This is a genomic window from Phaeacidiphilus oryzae TH49, assembly GCF_000744815.1.
Lineage (GTDB): Bacteria > Actinomycetota > Actinomycetes > Streptomycetales > Streptomycetaceae > Phaeacidiphilus > Phaeacidiphilus oryzae.
The window spans coordinates 3,767,886-3,787,606 of the sequence record NZ_JQMQ01000005.1 but is presented as its reverse complement, the minus strand read 5'-3'; the positions used below and the strand labels follow the sequence as shown (position 1 = coordinate 3,787,606).

The 19,721-nt window shown below is 71.8% G+C and carries 22 protein-coding genes and 1 tRNA gene; 7 read left to right on the top strand and 16 right to left on the bottom strand.

Annotated features, from left to right (window positions below; all coding sequences use genetic code 11):
• Positions 1–114 precede the first annotated feature (114 nt).
• On the top strand, positions 115–1,056 hold the full coding sequence (locus tag BS73_RS20595) for a metallophosphoesterase (protein ID WP_037574608.1): 942 nt from the start codon (positions 115–117) through the stop codon (positions 1,054–1,056).
• 24 nt (positions 1,057–1,080) lie between these two features.
• Here BS73_RS20595 and BS73_RS20590 read toward each other — a convergent pair whose 3' ends face one another.
• Positions 1,081–2,001: a LysR family transcriptional regulator gene (locus BS73_RS20590; protein ID WP_063837034.1), complete on the bottom strand. Its 921-nt coding sequence runs from the start codon at positions 1,999–2,001 to the stop codon at positions 1,081–1,083.
• A 161-nt stretch (positions 2,002–2,162) separates the two neighbouring features.
• On the opposite strand from BS73_RS20590, the gene BS73_RS20585 reads away from it, so the two are divergent.
• Positions 2,163–2,239 (top strand) — tRNA-Pro (locus BS73_RS20585).
• 54 nt (positions 2,240–2,293) lie between these two features.
• Here BS73_RS20585 and BS73_RS20580 read toward each other — a convergent pair.
• The 12 genes from BS73_RS20580 to BS73_RS20525 all read right to left on the bottom strand — a co-directional run bounded on the left by BS73_RS20580 (position 2,294) and on the right by BS73_RS20525 (position 9,055).
• The gene (locus BS73_RS20580; protein WP_037574605.1) at positions 2,294–3,490 is read right to left on the bottom strand and encodes a tyrosine-type recombinase/integrase; all 1,197 of its coding nucleotides are present in this window, start codon (positions 3,488–3,490) and stop codon (positions 2,294–2,296) included.
• Positions 3,483–3,710 carry a helix-turn-helix domain-containing protein gene (locus BS73_RS20575; RefSeq protein WP_322987287.1) on the bottom strand — a complete coding sequence of 76 codons (228 nt, stop codon included), beginning with the start codon at positions 3,708–3,710 and terminating at the stop codon, positions 3,483–3,485. The genes BS73_RS20580 and BS73_RS20575 overlap by 8 nt, the downstream gene beginning before the upstream one ends.
• On the bottom strand, positions 3,707–5,086 hold the full coding sequence (gene repSA, locus BS73_RS20570; RefSeq protein ID WP_037574602.1) for a replication initiator protein RepSA: 1,380 nt from the start codon (positions 5,084–5,086) through the stop codon (positions 3,707–3,709). Before repSA ends, BS73_RS20575 begins: the two co-directional genes overlap by 4 nt.
• On the bottom strand, positions 5,083–5,262 hold the full coding sequence (locus tag BS73_RS20565; RefSeq protein WP_037574600.1) for a hypothetical protein: 180 nt from the start codon (positions 5,260–5,262) through the stop codon (positions 5,083–5,085). The genes repSA and BS73_RS20565 overlap by 4 nt, the downstream gene beginning before the upstream one ends.
• Before the next feature lie 6 nt (positions 5,263–5,268).
• A complete protein-coding gene (locus BS73_RS20560; RefSeq protein ID WP_037574597.1) occupies positions 5,269–5,454 on the bottom strand; it encodes a hypothetical protein in 186 nt (61 codons plus the stop codon).
• A gap of 92 nt (positions 5,455–5,546) precedes the next feature.
• Positions 5,547–5,879, bottom strand: coding sequence for a hypothetical protein (locus tag BS73_RS20555; protein WP_037574594.1), 333 nt, complete (start codon positions 5,877–5,879; stop codon positions 5,547–5,549).
• A gap of 20 nt (positions 5,880–5,899) precedes the next feature.
• On the bottom strand, positions 5,900–6,088 hold the full coding sequence (locus tag BS73_RS20550; RefSeq protein ID WP_037574591.1) for a hypothetical protein: 189 nt from the start codon (positions 6,086–6,088) through the stop codon (positions 5,900–5,902).
• Positions 6,089–6,103: 15 nt separating this feature from the next.
• On the bottom strand, positions 6,104–6,790 hold the full coding sequence (locus BS73_RS20545) for a DUF2637 domain-containing protein (RefSeq protein ID WP_037574588.1): 687 nt from the start codon (positions 6,788–6,790) through the stop codon (positions 6,104–6,106).
• The gene (locus BS73_RS20540) at positions 6,790–6,987 is read right to left on the bottom strand and encodes a hypothetical protein (RefSeq protein ID WP_407675035.1); all 198 of its coding nucleotides are present in this window, start codon (positions 6,985–6,987) and stop codon (positions 6,790–6,792) included. Before BS73_RS20540 ends, BS73_RS20545 begins: the two co-directional genes overlap by 1 nt.
• The gene (locus tag BS73_RS20535) at positions 6,984–7,262 is read right to left on the bottom strand and encodes a hypothetical protein (RefSeq protein WP_037574585.1); all 279 of its coding nucleotides are present in this window, start codon (positions 7,260–7,262) and stop codon (positions 6,984–6,986) included. The genes BS73_RS20540 and BS73_RS20535 overlap by 4 nt, the downstream gene beginning before the upstream one ends.
• Before the next feature lie 69 nt (positions 7,263–7,331).
• Positions 7,332–8,702: an FtsK/SpoIIIE domain-containing protein gene (locus BS73_RS20530; RefSeq protein ID WP_051940167.1), complete on the bottom strand. Its 1,371-nt coding sequence runs from the start codon at positions 8,700–8,702 to the stop codon at positions 7,332–7,334.
• Positions 8,703–8,707: 5 nt separating this feature from the next.
• Positions 8,708–9,055, bottom strand: coding sequence for an SCO3933 family regulatory protein (locus BS73_RS20525; RefSeq protein ID WP_037574582.1), 348 nt, complete (start codon positions 9,053–9,055; stop codon positions 8,708–8,710).
• A gap of 151 nt (positions 9,056–9,206) precedes the next feature.
• Here BS73_RS20525 and BS73_RS20520 point away from each other — a divergent pair, with 151 nt between their 5' ends.
• The 4 genes from BS73_RS20520 (at position 9,207) to BS73_RS20505 (ending at position 14,033) form a co-directional block, all read left to right on the top strand.
• Positions 9,207–9,527 (top strand): putative quinol monooxygenase, encoded by a 321-nt coding sequence (locus tag BS73_RS20520; protein WP_037574579.1) that lies wholly within the window; start codon positions 9,207–9,209, stop codon positions 9,525–9,527.
• Entirely contained in the window at positions 9,524–10,774 is a 1,251-nt protein-coding gene (locus BS73_RS20515) for a helix-turn-helix domain-containing protein (protein WP_235215473.1), read from the top strand. The genes BS73_RS20520 and BS73_RS20515 overlap by 4 nt, the downstream gene beginning before the upstream one ends.
• A gap of 582 nt (positions 10,775–11,356) precedes the next feature.
• Entirely contained in the window at positions 11,357–11,731 is a 375-nt protein-coding gene (locus tag BS73_RS38840) for a hypothetical protein (RefSeq protein ID WP_051940166.1), read from the top strand.
• Between the two features lie 1,186 nt (positions 11,732–12,917).
• Entirely contained in the window at positions 12,918–14,033 is a 1,116-nt protein-coding gene (locus tag BS73_RS20505) for a hypothetical protein (RefSeq protein WP_037580411.1), read from the top strand.
• A gap of 13 nt (positions 14,034–14,046) precedes the next feature.
• On the opposite strand, the gene BS73_RS20500 is transcribed toward BS73_RS20505, so the two are convergent.
• The gene (locus tag BS73_RS20500) at positions 14,047–14,598 is read right to left on the bottom strand and encodes a hypothetical protein (RefSeq protein WP_037574577.1); all 552 of its coding nucleotides are present in this window, start codon (positions 14,596–14,598) and stop codon (positions 14,047–14,049) included.
• A 35-nt stretch (positions 14,599–14,633) separates the two neighbouring features.
• Between BS73_RS20500 and BS73_RS20495 the strand changes: the two genes are divergently transcribed.
• Positions 14,634–16,505, top strand: coding sequence for a prolyl oligopeptidase family serine peptidase (locus tag BS73_RS20495; protein WP_051940164.1), 1,872 nt, complete (start codon positions 14,634–14,636; stop codon positions 16,503–16,505).
• Between the two features lie 28 nt (positions 16,506–16,533).
• Here BS73_RS20495 and BS73_RS20490 read toward each other — a convergent pair whose 3' ends face one another.
• Both BS73_RS20490 and BS73_RS34895 read right to left on the bottom strand, forming a co-directional pair.
• Positions 16,534–17,373, bottom strand: a complete 840-nt coding sequence (locus BS73_RS20490) for an SURF1 family protein (protein WP_037574575.1) — start codon at positions 17,371–17,373, stop codon at positions 16,534–16,536.
• Positions 17,374–17,446: 73 nt separating this feature from the next.
• A complete protein-coding gene (locus tag BS73_RS34895; protein WP_051940163.1) occupies positions 17,447–19,063 on the bottom strand; it encodes a hypothetical protein in 1,617 nt (538 codons plus the stop codon).
• Positions 19,064–19,721: the final 658 nt, after the last annotated feature.

Here is a 19,721-nt window from a genome sequence, read left to right as displayed (position 1 = left end):
TTCAGTCCGCCTGAACGGTCGGCCCCGGGGCCCGCGAGATCAGCCCTCGGTCGTAGCCCGGCCAGCCCAGGGGGCTGACGCGTCGTCGGGGACCGGTCTGCAACGATGGGTCCCATGCGACCGCTCTACTCCGTGCCGCTCGCCGTCGCCGCTACCGGTGCCGCAGGCATCGCCTACGCCGCCGGATACGAGGTCCGTTCCTTCCGCCTGCGCCGGGTCGAGGCACCGGTGCTGCCCCGGGGCGCGCAGCCGCTCCGCGTACTGCACGTCTCGGACATCCACATGGTCTCCGGCCAGCGGAAGAAGCAGCGCTGGCTGCGCTCGCTCGCCGGGCTGCGCCCGGACCTGGTGGTCAACACCGGCGACAACCTCTCCGACCCGGAGGGCGTGCCGGAGACCCTGGACGCCCTCGGCCCGCTGCTGGAGTTCCCGGGCGCGTACGTCTTCGGCTCGAACGACTACTACGGGCCGGTGGCCAAGAACCCGGCCCGCTACATCGCCGCCCGGCTCACCGGCGCCCACGGCCTGAACAACCCGGACGGCACCGCCCGCCGCGGGATCACCGGGGCCGTCCACAACCCCTGGCAGAAGCTGCGCGACGGCTTCGACCAGGCCGGCTGGCTGAACCTGACCAACACCCGCGGCCGGCTCCAAGTCGAGGGCATGGAGCTGGAGTTCACCGGTCTCGACGACCCGCACATCCGTCGCGACCGCTACCAGGAGGTGGCCGGCGGGCCGAGCCGGGACGCGGACCTGTCCATCGGCGTGGTCCACGCCCCCTACCTGCGGGTGCTGGACGCCTTCGCGGCCGAGCGGTACCCGCTGATCCTGGCCGGGCATACCCACGGCGGGCAGCTCTGCATCCCCTTCTACGGGGCACTGGTCACCAACTGCGACATCGACCCCGGCCGGGTCAAGGGACTGTCCACCCACAAGGCCGGCGGATACCGCTCGTACCTCCATGTGTCGGCGGGCTGCGGTACCAACCGGTACACCCCGGTCCGCTTCGCCTGCCCGCCGGAGGCGACCCTGCTGACCCTCACGGCGGCGGAGTAACCGACCGGCCGGGCGTCGGCCGGCTCACCTCACCGGGGTGAGCCAACCGTCGCGCGCCGCCGTGGCCCTGGCCACCTCCAGCATCCGCTCCACCGAGGCGGAACGTTCGTCCGCCCGCGTGATCAGGTGCACCTCCATCGCGGCCGGCGGATCCAGCGGCAGCCAGACCAGCCCGCCGGGGAGGCCCACCTGTCCGGAGGCGCCGACGATGGTCACCGCCGAGCCCTCCACCACCGGCTGGTAGGCGCCGTCGTAGTCCTGACCGCGCACCAGCACCTCCGGGGCGGCCCCGGCCCGCTCCGCGATGCCCATCACGGCGTCGTAGTGGCCGGGGTTCTGCTCGCGGGTGTGGAGGAGCAGCCGCACGCCGTCCAGGTCGGCGGGGTCGACCGAGCCGGTGTCGGCGGCGGCCTTGGCCAACGGGTGGTCGCTGCCGAGGATCACGCCCTGGCGCTCCAGCCGGATCAGCGTGTTGCGCAGCCCCTCCACCTCGGGGGCGCAGCGCACCAGGCCGACGTCGAGGAGACCGTGGGCGACGCCGTTGACGATGTCCCCGGAGGCCAGCACCCGGGCCGAGACCTCGATGCCGGGGCACTCCTCGCTCATCGCCTGGAGCAGCGCGGGGGCGGTCTCGTAGCCGGCGCTCATCCCGTACCCGAAGGAGATGTTGCCGAGCCGGCCGTCCGCGTACTGCTGCACGTCCCGCCAGAGGGAGTCGGCGAGCGAGAGGACCACCGGGCCGCGCTCCAGAAGCAGCCGACCGGCCTCGGTGGGCGCGACGTCCTCCACACTCCGGTGGAGCAGCTCGACGCCGAGCTCGCGCTCGAGCTCGCGCACCTGTCGGCTGACCACGGGCTGGGCGACGTGCAGACGCTCGGCGGCGCGGGCGAAGCTCCGCTCCTCGGCGACGGCGAGGAAGTAACTCAGGCTGCGCAGCTCAGGCATGCCCCCATCCTAGGAGGAGAAGCCCGCCCAAACCGGCATGACCAGCACTCCCGCCACGCCCTCCGGCCCAGCCGCCGCGAACGCGATTTCGTCCCAGGCCAACCGTCCGCTAGAGTTATCCCCGTTGCACCGAGCAGCCGCAAGGCCGCAGACGGCAACACCGGGGTGTGGCGCAGCTTGGTAGCGCGCTTCGTTCGGGACGAAGAGGCCGTGGGTTCAAATCCCGCCACCCCGACCAGCTCAGAGGCCCTGCCGGTTATCCGGCAGGGCCTCTGCGTATCTAACTGAGTGACTACCGTTCGGGGCCTTCGCCCGAGCCGGCGTCGCGCTCGCTCCCGCTCTTGAAGATCTGATCCATGACGACCGCTCCCGTCTGGATCACCGGCCGGATCTGCTTCCGGTAGACCTCCTCGGTCACCGCCGTACTGGAGTGCCCGACCAACCGCGAGATCTCTTCCAGCGGAACCCCGCTGTCCGACAGCAGAGACACGAAGCTGTGACGAAGCTCTCGCGGAGTCCACTCGGCAGCGGTCACACCCTCCGCCTGGTCGATGGCAGCGCGGAAGGCGCGCCGCACGTGGGACGGGTCCAGCGCGGTCCCCACGTCCGAGTGGAACACGAGATCGTTTTCCTGCCACCGGTGGCCGGCCGCGTAGCGGTCCCATCCCTGATCCACCCAGTGATCCAGAAGGGCTTCAACGCACCGGGCCGGCAGCGCCAGCGTCCGCCGAGACTTTCGCGTCTTGGTGTCCCCCGTCGCCCGCACCGACCGCCAGACGGCCATGTACGGCGGGATCGGCGGGTTCGCGTCGGGATCACCCTTGAGGAAGACGTGATCCCAGGTCAGCGCCCGAAGCTCCTCCGTCCGCGCCCCCGTCAGCAGTGAGACGACGACGTACGCCCGCATCGGGCTCTCCTCCGCGGCCTTCAACACGGCTTCTGCCTGAGCCAGCGTCAGCGCCTTGGACGGACGCCCCGGTTGGCCGGTGGGCACCGCGCACAGCTCGACTACGTTGCGCTTCACCTTGTCTCGCGCCATGGCCCGGCGCACCGAGCGGTTCAGGCAGGAGCGGATTCCCTCCAGGGTGCGCGTGCTCAGCGTCTTCGCCTTCGCAGCGAGCCACCGATCCACGTCGTCCGCGCTCAACTCCCGCAGCTTGCGGGCCCCGAGAGCCGGGATCACATGAGTCCGGCACAGCGTGGTGCACGCCTTCACCGTCTCCGGGCTCCGGCCGGCCAGCCCGTAGGCCAACCAGTCGTTCACCGCATCGGCCACGGTGTAGTTGGTCGGCGCGATGGCCAACCCGTCCTCGTGGTCGCGCAGGACCTCTTTCAGCTTGGCCTTGGCCTCAGTCTTGGTCCGCCCGCTGCCGCGCTTCACGATCCGCTTGCCGCTCGGGTCATAGCCGACGGTCACCGAGGCGATCCAACGCTGGCGCTTCTCATCCCAGTGGAGACCGCCGTCCCCCCTGCTCCGCCGCTTAGGCACAGCGCTGCCCCGCTTCTCGTTCCAGCAGCGCCACGTACTCTCGCACCGCACTCGCCGGCACGAGACGCGCCCGCCCTTCCTTCACTGTCCGGAGCCGACCAGAGCGGATCAGCTCGTAGACGACCGTCCGGCTCAGGCTGAGCACCACCGCGGCATCCTTCACCCGATACAGGGCGGGTGCCGGGAGCGCCGGCGATTCCACGGCCATGGTCACTGTCACGCTGCTACTCCTTCCGTACCGATCGAGCCGGCGTCGTTCTCGCGTGCGAGTCGTCTGGACTCGCGTAGGTCGTTGGCGATGGTCGCGGCGAACATGGACTCGCCGGGGGTGAGGCCCTGTCCGGCGTAGATCCAGTGCGCGAGGGTCAGCGTGGTGTCGTCCTCTTCGGGGTCGGGCAGGCCGAGTGCGGCCCGCTGCTCCGCTGCGCGGTAGGCAGCTCGTTCCTCCCGGATCGAGGTGAGAGTGACGGAGTAGCGGCGGGACTTGGAGGCGAAGTGCCCGCGAAAGCCGAGCATGTGCGCCCACGCGGCCAGCCGGCGGCCCGGGTAGTACGCATCCAGGTCGAGGCAGGTTTCGATCAGGCGACGGGCGTGCGCGGGCACCTTGAGCAGGTCGAGCGCTTCGCGGTTGCCGATCGGCCGATCCACGGTGCCGGTGCTTTCCGCCGCCTTGGTGGCGTACTTGGCGACGTAGGAGGCGACCGCCTGCTCTGTCAGCTCCGAGCCGTCCCCGAAGGCCCGCACCGGCCGCACATCGAGCTGCCGGCCCCAGCGCACGGCCATCGCCGGATGCCCCGCAAGCGACGCCGGAACGCCCAGCCGCGCCCGCGCTGCGGCGGTGCGGATCGCGTCGTCCAGCAGTTCCACCGTGGCCCAGCCAGGCGGGTCGTCCTCCGCGCCCTCCGGGCCGTCCAGGCGGATCACGGCGTGAAAGTGCACGGCCCCGCGGCGCTGGAACTCCGCGACCTTGGCGTAGGACAGACGCAGCACCTCGCGCAGCCGGGATCGCGGGATACCCGTGCGTTCGGCGAGGGTGCGCGCGAGCTGGATGGTGAAGCGGTTCCACAGGTCACCGGCGTGGTTGTTCCACAGCACCGCGCCCACGTAGTCGTACCGCTCCGGATCGAGCGGCGTGCCCAGCTCTGGGGCGTCTTCGGCATGCCGGCGTCCGCAGCGGCACCGGCCGGTGTCGGGGCGGTTGTGGACGGGGCCGAAGCTGGGGGCGGTGAAGGTGGCGAACACCCGCGGGTGCTCCCGCACTTCCGCTCGCACGCCCTTGGTGTCGTCGCCGACCAGGCCGGCCCGCACCAGGTGGTAGGTGTCCGCCGCGTACGTCGCCGCACAGGAGGGGCAGCGGGAGGCGCGGCGGTTGCCGCAGGCCAGCCGGAGGACGCCGCCGGGTTCGGTGTCGGTGGCGTAGGTGTGCAGGACCTGTCGCGTGGTGCGGTCGAGGATCTTGGACCAGCCGCGCAGCCGGATCGGGGCAGAGCATCCGCCGGTTGCGCGGATCTGCCGGAGCCAGCGTTCATGGTCGGGGGCGGAGGCCACCTTCACCAGGTCGGCGAGGGTGGCCTCATCCAGGGCCGGCAGGGTCACCGGCGCTCTCCCTTCTTCTCGTCACTCGGGGTGTGGGCGTCGTTCCATTGCTCGGCACAGACCTTGTGGACGGGCCGGCCGCGGTCGGAGCGCAGGTGGGTCGGGTTCGCGCACAGCACGCAGTCCGCTTCCCTCTCGTTCCAGTGGGAGTGGTCGCGCCAGTTCAGGAGGGACACCGCGGGTCACCTCCGGGCGCTGGCCAGCGCGGCCGGCCGGGGCGGGGTGGTGGTTCCGGTGCCGTGGCAGGCCGGGCAGTCCACGCGCAGGGTGGGCAGGGTGCCGTCCGGGCGGCGGGGGCCGGTGCTGATGGCCACGGTCGGGTGACCGTCGCAGTGTCCGCAGACACGGGCCGGGGTGGTAGCGGGCATGATGGGTCCTCTCGGTGTCGTTTGATGCGGGATCGAGGGCCCGGGGCGGTCGGGTGTTCCTTGGCCGGGATGTCGGCCGCCCCGGGGCGCAGTCAGCGGCGCTGGTCGCGCTGGTGGTCGGCGAGCATGGAGCGCAGGACGACCGCGGCCACGGTGACCGAGATGGCGGTCACGGCGATGGCCAGGAACAGCGCGGTCACCGCGACGGCCAGGGCGACCGTGCCGGCGACGGCCACGGTTCCGGCCGCGAGGTACAGCCCGATCGGGCGGTCGGTGTGCGGCCGGACGGGCCCCCGGGCCTGATACGGGGGCGTGGCCGGGGCGGAGTGCCCGCAGGGGCAGGGCGCACCGGGGGCGGTCGGGGCCGGGGACGGCGGGGTGTGGGTGATGACGTAGACGGGTTCGGGGTACTTCGGGCGGATCATCGGTGGTGCTCCCTTCGGGGTCAGTGGCCGTTGACGATCTGGGTGCCGGACTTGGTGCCGTCTTCGACGGCGGGGCCGAGGAAGGTGTGGGCGAGCAGGAAGCCGAACAGGACCAGGGCGATCACGCCCCACCAGCGCACCCGGTGGAACTTGATGAACGCGAAGGCGATCAGGCCAAGCACGAGGATCAGCGGAAGGTGCACGGACACGGTCGGTCAGTCCTTTCAGGTCAGTTGGGCGGCGATCGCGTCGGCCATGGCCGGCGGGACGCCCAGGGCGGAGCGCAGGGCTTCGGGCTCCAGGTCGGTGCCGGTCCGGGCCCGGTGGGCGGCGGTGAGCTTGCGGGCGTGGTCCACCAGCGCCGGCGGCACGGCCATCGGTGCGGCAGCCACCGCTTCGGCTGCGGGGGCGGGCAGTTCGGCCCGGGCGTCCTCCGGTGCCGTGGCGGTCTCGGTGGCGCGGTCGAGGTAGACCGAGCCGTCCTCTGTCGGGGTCGGTGTGCGGGGTTCGCTCAGCTCGGTCGTGGCCGGTGCCGGGGTGGCGTGCGCGAGCAGGGTGCCGCCGAGGAAGGCGACCGCGGGCCAGCCGGCCACCACGATCCGCAGCAGCGCCGGGACGTGTTCCAGATCGAGCAGGCCGGCGGTGGCCACGTTCGCCCCGAGCGAGGCGGTCAGCGCCACGGCGAACCACGCCCACGCGGCGCGGGCCGGGGCACCGGAGCGGCGCAGCGTCCGCAGCCGGCGCCACGCAGCGACCAGCAGCAGATCCACGCTGATCGGGTAGGCCCAACCCTTCCAGCCGTGCTGGCCGGCCGCGTCCGCGATGTCGTGCAGGTGCGCGAAGGACAGCGAACCGGCGATCACGGCCTGCACCAGCACCAGATCCAGGCGAGGCAGCAGCGCGCGGCGCATCACTGTTCCCCTTCCATGTCGGGTTCGGTGCCGGTGCCCCAGCAGTGCAGGCATGCGCCTTCCTGGTGGCCGACCACGCGGTGTCGGCGTCCGACCCGGACGGCTTTGGCGACCGTGCCGGAGCCATGGCAGACGGTGCAGGCCGGCAGTTCGGCGACCGAGACCACTGGGGGCTTGCGGGCGGTCATGGCGGTCACTGCCCGCGGTGTGCGTGACGCTGCACCGCGGCCTCATGACTTGTCTCCATGGCCGCCCGCATCCGGGTGCTGCACGTGGCGAAGGCCGATCGCGCGGCCGCGATCTCGCCGTGCGGTGCACCGGAGGTCTCCGCTTGGTCCAGCGCGACCGCGGCGGCATCGCGGGCCTTAGCCGCGGTGCGGTACTGCCGGTAGGCCTCCTTTGCGCGCTGCTCCAGCTCCCGGGACGTGGCTTGGTCGTTGGCGCTGCTGCTCTGGCGGTTGAACATGCCCATGATCGGGTTCCTCTCCGGTTCTCGTAATGCGGCGTGAGTCGGTCACGCAGGCTGGGAGTGCGCTGTTCCTCAGGCCGCGGCGGGCGGGGCGTCCGCCACGTCATCCAGCGAGACGGCGGGGGCCGGGATGACGGGCCGGAACGCCACCAGCTCCGGCAGGTACGGAGTCAGATGAGCGGTCTCGTGTGCGACGGTCACGGCCTGCGCGAGGGTGATTTCCGGGGTGCGGATGCGGGACCAGGCCCCCGAGGTGGCTCCGGCGATCGCGGTCCCGGGCCGGTTCTCGGCGATCCGGGTGGCTGCGGCCACCGCGGTCTCGGAGATGTCGCCGAGGGCCATCTTCGCCGTGGCTTCGTCGTTGACCCGGTGGCAGATCCGCCCGGAGAGCTGAGCGCGCAGCGCGGTCGCGCCCTTGCCCAGCTCCGAGCCGAAGCGCTGCCCGGAGACCTCCAGGTACATCCCCGCCGCGCGGGCGAGCTGCGCGAAGCGGATCATCTCGCCGGCAAGGTGCTCTTGGCGCTGCTTGCTGCCGGTGAGGAACAGTTCGGCGATCTCGTCGATCTGCACCACGACCGGGGTCGGCCGCAGCTCCTCCGGCAGTCCCCACACATCGGCGGTGATCTCCTCCGCCGGCGTGCGTCCGCTCAGGCCCTGGTGCTGGCGGATCAGCTCGAAGCGGTCGGCGACCATGCCGTTGAGCGCTTCGATCAGGTCCACGGCCGCATCCACCTCGGATGCCTGCGCCGACAGCCGCGGGGCGAGCGCGGCGGTGTCTACGACCTTGAGATCCATGCTGACCAGCGCGACCGGCTGACGGGCCAGCCCGACGAAGGTGCCGCGCTGGAACATGGACTTGCCGGACGAGGTGGCGCCCAGGCTCAGCGAGTGCGGGGTGGCGCGGAAGTCACGGACGAACAGCGTGCCGTCCTCCCGCAGCCCCACCGGGATCCGCAGCAGCTCGGTGGACTTGGCGACCGCGCGGGCCGGCAGCACGACGCGGCGCAGGATGTCGAAGCCGGTGAGCCGGATCTCGACTACTCCGGGGCGTACGTCGTGCACGTAGATGCCGTGCACGCCCCAGGCGTGGCGCAGTCGCTCGGACACGTCCCGCACGCTCGCGGTCTCCTGTCCCTTCGCCAGTCGCAGCCGAAGCCGCAGGCCGGTGGCGGTCGGGGCGATCCGGGTGATCCGGGGCGGGATGGGCCGCAGCTTGCCCACGCCGGCAGCCCGCGCGGCCATGGCCTTCCACATCGGGGGTTCCACGACCAGCCCGCACGCCTCCATCACCTCGGCGTAGGAGTGGCCGATGCGACCGAGCGTCATCGGCAGGCCGATGGTCGCCCAGTACGCCCGGGGCATCCGGGCCCGGGTGTAGGCGACCCCCGCACCGCCAACGGCCAGCGGGGCGCCTATCTCCAGCAGCGAGGCCAGTTCGGACACGGCAATCAGCCCTTCCCGTTCACAGCGGCAGCGGAGGTGATCGCGACCGCGCGGAAGGCGATCCCGTGCTTCTTCTGGCCGTTGAACTCGTTCTCCCAGTCCCGCGCCCGCAGCCCGGTCACCCGCACCGGCATGCCGACCGTCAGCTCCTCCGAGATACCGGTCTCCGGCACGGAGACGGTCAGCAGGTTGGCCTCTCCCTCGTCGGCCACAGTCAGGCCCAGCGTGAGGAGCTTGGCGCCGGTCTCGCGGTCCTCGGCGATCTCGCCGGTCTTGCGGTTGGCGACCTTCGGCGCGGGCGGAACCGCCACGAAGATGACGGCGGTCTGAGTGTCGATCTTGAAGGACGGCATTGCGTCGCTCCTTGTGTCAGTCGGGCACCACACCCGAACTAGTAGCTTCTCTGCGAAGGTACTCGCAGAAAAACTGCGAGTCAAGCAAATCTGCGAGTAGCAGTTTCGCTGTGCGTCTGAGAAGCTGGTCTGTGACTACCAAGGAGGCTCCATGACCAGCGGATTCGGTCTCGTCGTCCGGTTCGAGCTGCGTGACGAAGCGTCAGCCACAGGATTCGATGAGCTGGTGTCCCGCACCGTGCCGCAGATCGAGGCACAAGAGCCGGGAACTCTCGCGTACGTGGTGCACACCGCCCCCGACGACCCAAAGGTCCGCGTCTTCTACGAGCTGTACGCCGACCGCGCCGCCTTCGACGCGCACGAGCAGCAGCCACACACCAAGCACTTCCTGGCGCAGCGCGAGCAGTACCTCACCGACGTGCAGGTCACTTTCATCGAGCGCCAGACCGGGAAGGGACCGGCCGCGGCGTGAGCACCCCCGAAGAGACCAAGGCGATGGGCAGCCGGATCGCCGATCTACGGCGCGAACGAGGGCTGACGCAGCCCGAGTTGGCCGTCCAGGTCGGCCGCACCGCGAGTTGGATGTCCCAGGTAGAGCGCGGCGTCCAACCCGTGAACCGGCTGGACGTATTGCGCCTTCTGGCTGACGCCCTCGGCGTGTCCCTGCAAACCTTGCAGCCCGACGCACCCACCGAGGCAGCACCCGCCACCACGGAGCCGGCCGCAGCCGAGCAGCGCAACGACCTCGACCAAGCCCGACTGGTCATCTCCGGCCACCCCGCGCCCGACGTTCTACTCAACGGGGACGCCCAGCCCACACCGGCGAACCTGCCGGAACTGCGGGCCGGGGTCGAACACGTCTGGGACCTCACCCACGCCGACCAATTCGCTGAGCTGAGCGCGATGCTGGGCAAGTTGGTGCCCCGGCTGGAGCGTGCCGTCCGCACCGCCCCCGCGGCCGAGCAGCCCGAACTCTCGCTCTTGCTGGCGCGGACCTATCAGGCTCTCGCCGCAGCGTTCGTGCGCCAGGACGAAGCGGACGCGGCATGGTTGGCCGCGGACCGGGCAATCGGTGCGGCCGAGCGATCCGGTCAGCCCCTGCACGTCTTCGCCGGTGTGTTCCGCCTCGCCCAAGCCTTCGTCCGGCTCAAGCACTTCGACCAGGCCGAGCACGCGGCGACCACCGCGCTCAACGCCGTTCGCGAGCACGCGAAGCCCGCCGAGACCGAGCCGGAAGTCCTCTCCGTCCTCGGTTCACTCCATCTCGTCCTCGCGCTGATCCACGCCCGCGCCGGCGACCGCACCCGAGCCCGCACCGAGACCGAGAACGCGCGAGCAGTCGCCCGCCGACTCGGTGAGGACCGCAACGACTTCAACCTTGAGTTCGGCCCGACCAACGTCGAGATCCAGGCCGTATCCATCGCCGTAGATCTCGGCGACGCCGGCGAAGCCATCGAGATCGGCCAACACGTCGATGCCTCCGGCTTGTCCGTCGAGCGGCAGGCCCGCCTTCTGATGGACCTCGGGCGTGCCTACGCCCAGCGCCGGCAGAGCGGCGAAGCCCTCGATTGCCTGATCCGAGCCGAACACCTCGCCCCCGAGGTCATCCACACCCACGTGGCAGCACGCAACGCCATCCGCGAACTCGTCCTCGTTGCCGGGCGTTCCGCATCCCCCGAACTGAAAGCACTCGCCGAGCGTGCCGACGCGATGCCCTGAATCCCGCACACTCACGCACATCAACACCCGCGCAGCGACGGTGGATTAAAGTTTCTCTACTTCATCAAGGCACCCGGCGGCGCACAGCGCCGCCGGGCCCGCGCCCGCCCGTCGGCGCGCACTCGCGCTCATGCCTTCGGCCCGCGCGGCGCGCGCCACGGGCAGCGCGGGCCCGCTGGATAGGCCCGAGGGCATGAAGGTAGAGCCCACTCGCGCGGCATGGCGATTGGATGCCTCCGGCGGGGGCGCTCCGGCTCCGGGATAGCCAAGATCGTGACGCGGCTGACCGCCGATCAGGGGGAAGGGCGGGTGTCTGCCATCCCGCCTGCCGACGACCCAGGCGAAGCCGTATCAGCCGTGGCCGGCGGGGTCCAGATCGTTCGTACAGTGGCGCGCTCCATCTGGACCCCGCCGGCCACGCCCGATACCACTACGTGTGGGCCGACGGCAGACGGGATGGCAGACGGAGGAAGGTGCGGCGTTCCGGCGGAACTCTATTCGTGGCCGCCAAAGTGCGGACTGCTGACCAAATGTGCGTATCTTGTGCCCACGGCAAGGAGATGGCCTTTAGCATGCTGAGGCATGGCATCTGACTTCGGCGCGGACCTGAGGAAGCTGTTCGTTGAACTGAGCGGCTACCAAATCGAGGACACAGACTATGTGTCCTACTTCGTCAACGAGTACGGCGAGCGTTTGATCTTCGTCCAGAGGCGTGGCGAGTCGACGGCGACCCTTCTGCACTCTGATCTTGATTGGGAGCCAAAGATCATCGATGGCCCGGTCAAGACCATGGGCGATACGGTCGATGCTGCCGAGAAGGCGGTGTTGGAGCGCGTGAACCCTGACGGTGGTCTACTCAACACCCCTACCGTGGCAGGAATCATCTTGAACTGGCCGGAGGCCATGTGGCTCAAAGCCTGCCGAGACGCAAGCCAAGTCCTCCGGGGCCAGGGGTGATCACCTTCGTTCGCCTTGCGGTATCCCTAGCGGAGGAGTACAGCAGCGAAGTACGGCAACCGTGTCGATCGCAGGTGACCGCAGCCGCTCGCGCTAGCCTTGTTGGCCGGGCTGGGAGACCCCAGCAAACGAGCTGCCGGTAGTTCGCATCCAGGGGCATGCTGCCGTAGTAGCTGAGTGTCTAACTGCGCTACAACCGCAACGGACGACGCCGTACAACCACGGACGTCCGGGGAACGTTCTGGCAGGTCAGAGCGTATGAGACACCAGGCCGGATGCCCGCTCGGATTGCTTCGGGACGAAGAGGCCGTGGGTTCAAATCCCGCCGCCCCGACCCAGGAAATAGCAGATCAGGCCCGGTCTTCCACACGGAAGGCCGAGCCTGACTGCTGTTCCGCCCGCGTTTTGGAGCGGACTTGGAGCGATCTTGCTTCGTACCGTCCGAATCAGGGCTCGCTCCGTCGCCCCTGACGCTCTTTCAGGAGAGCGTCGAGCGAGAGTGGCCATGGGAGAGCCCGGACCCATGGCTGACCGGGCGTTCAGCGCCTCCTCCCACAGATCTGTGAGCTTCGTCATGAGAGCGCGGCGCCTCCGCGGGTGATGCGGCCCTAGCGGGCCTGCACCGAACCGTCCTCGCGCCCCATCCGCTCGCGCGTCCCCAGTCCCCGCATGAGCGTCTTGTGGGTGTGACGTAGGCCATGCGGAGTGAGCCCCTTCACGATCGGCAGCCAGGAGGCATCCGCACGCCGAGACGTTCCCAGCCCGCGCGCCGGAAGGCCCGGCCGGGGCGCCCGGCAAGGACCGGTAGCGGGGTGCGGCGCCTCCGGCAGTGCAATTCAGCGCGCGGGATGCACGCTGCGGCTTCGCACTCGGTGAGACCGGCCGACTCCCCCGCACCGATGAGACTGGCTGGGCCCTGCCCCAGATTCGGGTTTCTCTGCGCGAGCTCGGCCATGCCCCCACTGGGAACGGTTTCTCCGGGATTCGTGGCTCAGCTACGGTCCAATCGAGCCCCAGCCATCCGGTACGGCAGGAGCGCCCGCGGGGGAAGGGCTGGCCGAAACAGCCGTCTTGTCAGGCTCTCACGCTGGTTCAACGCTGGTGACAGTGGTCGCCGGGCGGGGCACGGCTGCGCGTCGGTCGGCGGAACGGCTGAGGGGGCGGCGTGGGGGCACAGCCGAGTGAGTTGGTGGATCTGCTGCGGGATCGGCTGCTGACCATGACCAGAGCGGGTTCGGCAGTTGACGTACTACAGAACATCAATCCGGATCGGGGCGGGCTGGTACTGGTGGGCAAAGGCGCATCGGAGCGGCTCAGGCCGTTGCGTGGCTCCCCCGGTGCTGACGTCCTCGCCATCGATCCCGAGCGGCACACCGGGCAGTGGGCCACCCCGGAGGATCCGTTCGGGCTTGCCGACGGTGACGGCCGACTGACTCCCGGCCCGACGCTGACGCAGGTCCTGAAAAGCCAACTGGCCAGCGGCGCGAGTTTCGCGGTGACTCCGACGGGGTTTATACCGGACCGCGATGTGCCGACGCTTGACGCCGTGGTAGACCACGCCGCCGAGGCAGAGGTGGCGAACACCTTGGTTGTACTGCCGTGCGGATTCGACTGGCTGCGGGAGCCGCACATCCACGCCCTCGTCAGCGCCGCAGGACGCTCCCGCTACCCGGTCGGCCTGGCACTGGCCGGTGATGCGAAGCCCGATCCGCTGGACCACTCCGGTGTTCCGGCACAGATGCGAAGGCTCTGCCAGACCTGCGATCGGCTGGTCATCTGGCGGACCGACCTTGCCGCACTGGATGCCATCGCTCACGGTGCGCTGGCCGGGGCGGTCGGCACCAACGCGACTCTCCGGCATGCGATGCGGCCGATGCCCGAGCGGAAGGGCTTCGGTCGCCGGCTCTTCCCTGCACTGATCGTCGAACGCCTACTGAGGTTCGTACGGCAGAACACCATCCGGGACTGGTACGCCGCCGGTCGCGACGCCTGGACCTGCGACTGCACGGCATGCGACGGAAGAAGGCTGACCGACATACCCGATGGCGCTGCTGGTGAGCGGGCCACGCTTGGTCATAACTGCCGGGTACTAGGTGCTCTGCACTGCGGTCTCGCTGAGCACCGCGAGGGCGAGGACCGACTCGAGTGGTGGCACAGCCGGATCGACGAAGCCTGGGCAGCGCATCGGAGGCTGGCCGTGGAGGTCGGTGGAGATCAGAACCTCCAGGTCCCTCGAGTGCTCACTGCCTGGCGGCGGGATCCACCGCCGCCCCTCTCCGGAGCATGGTCGACCGCGCCGTGACCTCGCGCCTCCGTCAGTCCGTGAAGGCCGTGCCGCAGCGCGGGCAGCGGGGCGGTCTGGGGCCGTCTTCCAGGTGGCCGCACTCCGGGCAGACGCGGTTGAGGGCGCAGGCCGGTTCGCCGCCCTGGTCCTGGGGCGCCGTAGCCGCGAGGAAGGACGGCGGCGGTTCGGACGCGATGGTCATCCCGGGGCGGCGGCGGTGGACGGTGAGGTAGGCGAGGCCGTCGGGACCAGCCGAGAGGGAGCGGCGGGAGCCGTGCGGGAGCCAGACGGCGGCGCCGGCGCGGAGGGCCAGGGCGCCGCCGTCGGCGTCCCGCAGTTCGCCGGAGCCGGCGAAGCCGACCAGCAGGACGTCCAGGTCGGGCTCGGCGTGCGCGGGGACCTCCGCTCCCGGTGGGAGGCGGAGGAGGTTGGCGTCCAACTGCCGGCCGGATTCGGAGAGCCGCCACAGCGCGCCGCGACCGGCGCCGGGCCCGGACTCGGACTCCGACTCGGACAGGAGGTCGTCGAAGCGGGCGAGGAGGGCGGGGCGCGGCTCCTCGGGATCGGTCGGCTGCTCGCTCATGTCGGTCAGTCTGCCTGATCGGGTTTGATGGGGGCATGAGTGAGAACCAGCAGCAGACGCCCGAGCCCGCGTCCCCCACGCCGGAGGCCACCACGGCCCCCGCGGCCGAGTGGGAGCAGCGCTTCCGGGCCGCCCGGGTCGGCTTCCCCGAGTGGGCCGAGGACGCGCCCGACCGCTCGCTCTTCGTCTCCAACGCCACCGGCACCTACGAGGTGTACGCCTGGGACCGGTCGACGGGCGGGCAGCGGCAGGTGACCGACCGCCCGAACGGCACCACCGACGCCGTCCTCAGCCCGGACGGCGAGTGGATCTGGTGGTTCGACGACAAGGACGGGGACGAGTTCGGGGTCTGGCGCCGGCAGCCCTTCGCAGGCGGCGACGACGAGACCGCCGTGCCCGGCCTGGAGCCCTCGTACCCGGCCGGGCTGGCGCTCGGGCGGGACGGCACGGTCGCCGTCGGGCGCTCCACGGACGAGCACGGGACCACGATCCACGTCCGCCGCCCGGGCGCCGAGGAGCCCGTGGAGGTCTACCGGCACCGCGAGTCGGGCGGCGTCGCCGATCTCTCCCACGACGCGAAGCTGCTGGCCGTCGAGCACACCGAGCACGGAGACGCCATGCACTCGGCGCTGCGGGTGCTCAGGCTCCCGGAGAACGCCGCCGTCGGCGAACTGGACGACGCGACCGGCCGCGAGGAGCCGCGCGGCCTCTCCTGCCTCGGCTTCGCCCCGATCGCCGGCGACTCCCGGATGCTCGTCGCCCACCAGCGCCGGGGCCGCTGGGAGCTGCTGATCTGGAACCCGGTGGAGGGCACCGAGGAGGAACTGGCGCTCCGCCTGCCGGACGGCACGGAGCTGCCCGGCGAGGTCTCCGCGGAGTGGTACCCGGACGCGTCCGCCCTGCTGGTCGAGCACACCTATCAGGCACGCAGCGAGCTGTACCGCTACGAGTTGGGCAGCGGCGCGCTGACCCGGGTGGATACCCCGGCCGGAACGGTCTCCGGCGCCGGCGCCCGGCCGGACGGCAGCGTCGAGTACCTGTGGTCCTCGGCCGCCGAGCCGCCGGCCGTGCGCAGCAGCCGGGACGGCTCGGTGGTACTGGCCGCGCCGGGGCCGCAGGCGCCCCCCTCGCTGCCGGTCGAGGACGTGTGGGTGGACGGGCCCGGCGGCCGGGTCCATGCGCTCGTGCAGCGCCCGGCAGGGACCGGCGACGGCCCGTACCCCACCATCTTCGAGATCCACGGCGGCCCGACCTGGCACGACAGCGACGCCTTCGCCCCCGGGCCGGCCGCCTGGCTGGACCACGGCTACGCCGTCGTCCGGGTCAACTACCGCGGCTCGACCGGCTACGGGCAGGCCTGGACGGACGCGCTGCGCGAGCGGGTCGGCCTGATCGAGCTGGAGGACATCGCGGCGGTCCGCGAGTGGGCGGTCTCCTCCGGCCTCGCCGACCCCGACCGGCTGGTGCTCAGCGGCGGCTCCTGGGGCGGCTACCTGACCCTCCTCGGCCTCGGCTCGCAGCCGGGGCTGTGGTCGCTGGGCCTGGCCGCGGTCCCGGTCGCCGACTACGTGACGGCGTACCAGGACGAGATGGAGGCGCTGAAGGCGATGGACCGCACGCTGATCGGCGGCACCCCGGAGGAGGTCCCCGAGCGGTACGCGGCCTCCTCGCCGCTGACCTACGTCGAGGAGGTGCGGGCTCCGGTGTACATCAGCGCCGGGCTCAACGACCCGCGCTGCCCGATCCGCCAGATCGAGAACTACGTGGACCGGCTGGCGGAGCTGGGGAAGCCGCACGAGGTGTACCGGTACGAGGCGGGCCACGGCTCGCTGGTCGTGGAGGAGCGGATCAAGCAGCTGCGGCTGGAGCTGGACTTCGCGGAGCGGAACCTGAAGCGGGCCGAGTAGCGCGGGGGGCCGACGGGCCTGACTTCGGTCAGGCCCGCTGGGCGAGGCGGCGGCGGGCCGCCTCCTCGGCCGACTCCTCGTCCCCGTCGAGGAGGCCGAGCGCGCGGTCGCGCTGCGTCTCCGCCTCGTTGCGGACCAGCCGGAACCACATGAAGACGGCGAAGCCGGCGAAGACGAACCACTGGCAGGTGTAGCCGAGGTTCTGCACCGCCCGCATGCTCACCCCGCCCCCGCCGTTCGGCTGGTAGGTCGGCACCGCGGTGAGCCCGCGACCCACCCGGTCCAGCGCGATCCACCCGTTCCACACCTGGTAGGGCAGCTGGTTGAGGAGATTCGCGGCGCTGATCATGCCGGTCTGGCCGGACGGCAGCGCCCCGCTGCCGATCACGCCGGGCGTGCTGGAGGACTCGGGCGCCTGCATCCGTCCGACGACGTCCACCAGGCCGCCGGGCGCCGGCGCCTTGGCGGCCGCCGCCGCGCTCGCCCGGCCCGGCATCCAGCCGCGCACCACTGGCACGTACTGGCCGTTGGCTAGGCGCAGCGGGGTCAGCAGATAGAAGCCGGTGCGCTGGTCCACCTGCCGTTCCGGGACCAGGAGTTGGTGTGCGGTGTCGTAGACGCCCGCGAAGCTGACCTCCTTGCCGACGTCGTCGGCCGTGGTGCCGGCCTGGTCGGCGCCGGTGATCAGGACGTCGAGGGGCTGCGCGGAGCTGACGCTCGGCGGATGGGCCTTCTGCTCCTCGCTGTGCTGTACCTGGCCGTCGAATCTGCTCAGCTGCCAGAGTCCCAGCCACACGCAGGTCGGAACGGCGACCATCGCGAAAAGGGTGAGCCCCAGCCAGCGTGGGGTCAGCAGGAACCGGTACACGCTCCACACGGTACGCACCGAACGCGGTCTTTATGTCCCCGGGGGGCCGAGGGGTGGCGGCGAGTCCCCGGGGTCAGTTTCCGGTGGCGGTGCCGGAGGGGCCCTCGGAGGCGGTGGACCCGGTTCCCGCCGAGGAGGACGCCCCGGTCGTCGAACCGGAGGACGCGCTGGTGGAGGAGGCGGGCAGCGGTTCGGTCCGGTAGACCGTCCCCGAGCACGCGCCCCTCAGCTGCGCGCTGGCAACCGGCGCGCCGCCCGGTCCTGGCGTGTGGTCCAGCGTCACCGTGACGTTCTTGGACGGGGTGGGCGAGGCCGAGGCGGTGGGCGACGGGCCGCCGCCGTCCCGCCGGCCGTTGGTGGTCGCCTGCGAACCGCCGCTCGACGGCGAGCCGGAGCCGGAGAACGAGGTGGGCGCGACCGACCTCCGGCCCGAGGCCGTCGGCGACGGCGAGGGGGCGGGAGAGAAGGTGGCGGACGGCGCGACCGGTCCCACGGTGGCCGTGGACGAGGCGGTCGGACCGGAGGACGAGGGGATCGAGGCCGATGCGGAGGGCGACGCCGAGGCGGAGGGCGACGCGGAGGCCGAGGCCGGGCCGCCGGCGGCAGCCCCGGACGGGGACGCCGACGTGCCCGAGGGCCGGTCGGACGCCGAGGCGGTCGGCGCGGCCGGCGTGGCGGAGGAGGGCGACAGGGCCGAGGCGTCCGACGCCGTGCCCGACGTGTCCGACGCCGTGCCCGACAAGCCCGCCGTGCCCGACGCGTCCGCCGCGAGCGCCGGGGCGAACGTGGCCTCGGCGTATCCGGGTTGGTCCAGCGCGGCCCCGGTCGCCAGCAGCATCAGCGTGGAGTTGGTGGGTCCCATCTCGCCGCCGGAGACCTCGGGCTGGTCGGCCTGCTGGATGTACACGGCCTGCCGCAGGGAGTTCGCGCCGGGCGTGCCGCTGTCGGCGGTGGCCGCGGGGGTGGTGCTGGTGCAGTCCGTACCGTTCCCGCTGTTCGGCACCCAGCCGAACTCGACCCGGTACGAGGCCTCGGGCTGGAGCACCAGGTTGGCCGGTGCCTGCTGCGGCGGCGGCAGCTGGCTGGCCGGGTCGGAGGCGGTGTGGGCGACGACCTGGATCCGCCCGGCGGAGGTCCCGTGCACGGATCCGACGGTCACCGTTCCCGCACCGCTCACCGTGCAGGCCCTGCCGGACACGTTGGTGACGTCGAAGCTGCCGTAGACCACGCCGTCGGACGCCGCCTGACCCACCGAGGCCGCGCCGCGGCCGAGTTGGGAGCGCGAGCATTCGGGCGGCAGGGTGCCGCCCCCGCCCCCGCCCCCGGACGTGCTTCCACCGGAGGCGGAGCCGCCGGTTCCGCTGCTGCCGGGGACGGGCTGGAGCATTCCGGAGCCGCCGCCCGGCAGCAGGGTGGCCACCGGATAGCCGGGCGAGCTCCCGTTCTGGCCGCCGCCGGACGGGCTGCCGCTGCTGCCGGCGCCGGCGCCTCCTCCGGGCGTGCCGAGGCCCGGGTAGGCGCCTGCCGAGGAGCTCCCGGACGAGGCACCCGGGGCCGGGCGCGCGGCCTGGTCGACCCGCACGGCGTCCCCGCCGGTCAGCCGGATCAGCGGGATCGCCGCACCGGTCAGGACGACCAGCGCGATGGCCCCGCCGATCGCCTGCCGGCGACGGGCGCGGCGACGCGGCACGGCACGACGCAGCCGGTCGAGAGCATCGGCCGAGGGCGCCACGCCGGACACCGAACTGCGAAGCCCGCTACGCAGAGCCTCGACGAGCTCGGCAGAGGGCTCGCCCGAAGAGGCCGGCACGCCCGGAACGCCGGGCACGCTCGAGGCGGCGGGCACGTTCGAAGCGCCAGGCACGCCCGAAGCGACGGGCACGCTCGACGCGGCGGGCAGCCCGGAGTCGGCGGGCACGCCGGAGCCCGGTCCCTGCGGGTTCGCCGGACCGGCGTCGGCGGGCGCGGTGTCCATGGCTTCCCCGCCGATCCCCGCAGCACCAGCGGCTTCGACAGCTGCGGCAGCCTCGGCAGCTTCAGCGGCCTCGGCCGCGTCGCCCGCATCGGACACATCGGGCACATCGGCCGCGCCGACAGGCCCAGCCGCCCCGAACGACCCATGGCCACCGGCAGGCCCTGCGGCCCCGATGGTTCCCGTATCCCGTGCGGATCCGGCGACGCCGGCGGCCCCGGCAGCCCCTGTCGACCCGGCAGCGCCAATCGACCCGACGGCCCCCGCCGAGCCGCCCGATCCAGCTCCCCTCACCGGTCCGGTGGAACCGGTCGATCCCGCAGCGCCGGCCGATCCCGCAGCCCCGGCCGAACCGGCAGCCCCGGTCGATCCGGCA

Bases quoted from the DNA above. Each gene is read 5' to 3' on its own strand.
- BS73_RS20560 (WP_037574597.1), bottom strand. From the start codon at position 5,454: ATGCCCGCTACCACCCCGGCCCGTGTCTGCGGACACTGCGACGGTCAC.
- BS73_RS20545 (WP_037574588.1), bottom strand. From the start codon at position 6,790: ATGCGCCGCGCGCTGCTGCCTCGCCTGGATCTGGTGCTGGTGCAGGCC.
- BS73_RS20535 (WP_037574585.1), bottom strand. From the start codon at position 7,262: ATGGGCATGTTCAACCGCCAGAGCAGCAGCGCCAACGACCAAGCCACG.
- BS73_RS20555 (WP_037574594.1), bottom strand. From the start codon at position 5,879: ATGATCCGCCCGAAGTACCCCGAACCCGTCTACGTCATCACCCACACC.
- BS73_RS20595 (WP_037574608.1), top strand. From the start codon at position 115: ATGCGACCGCTCTACTCCGTGCCGCTCGCCGTCGCCGCTACCGGTGCC.
- BS73_RS20525 (WP_037574582.1), bottom strand. From the start codon at position 9,055: ATGCCGTCCTTCAAGATCGACACTCAGACCGCCGTCATCTTCGTGGCG.
- BS73_RS20500 (WP_037574577.1), bottom strand. From the start codon at position 14,598: ATGAGCGAGCAGCCGACCGATCCCGAGGAGCCGCGCCCCGCCCTCCTC.
- BS73_RS20590 (WP_063837034.1), bottom strand. From the start codon at position 2,001: ATGCCTGAGCTGCGCAGCCTGAGTTACTTCCTCGCCGTCGCCGAGGAG.
- BS73_RS20495 (WP_051940164.1), top strand. From the start codon at position 14,634: ATGAGTGAGAACCAGCAGCAGACGCCCGAGCCCGCGTCCCCCACGCCG.
- BS73_RS38840 (WP_051940166.1), top strand. From the start codon at position 11,357: ATGGCATCTGACTTCGGCGCGGACCTGAGGAAGCTGTTCGTTGAACTG.
- BS73_RS20520 (WP_037574579.1), top strand. From the start codon at position 9,207: ATGACCAGCGGATTCGGTCTCGTCGTCCGGTTCGAGCTGCGTGACGAA.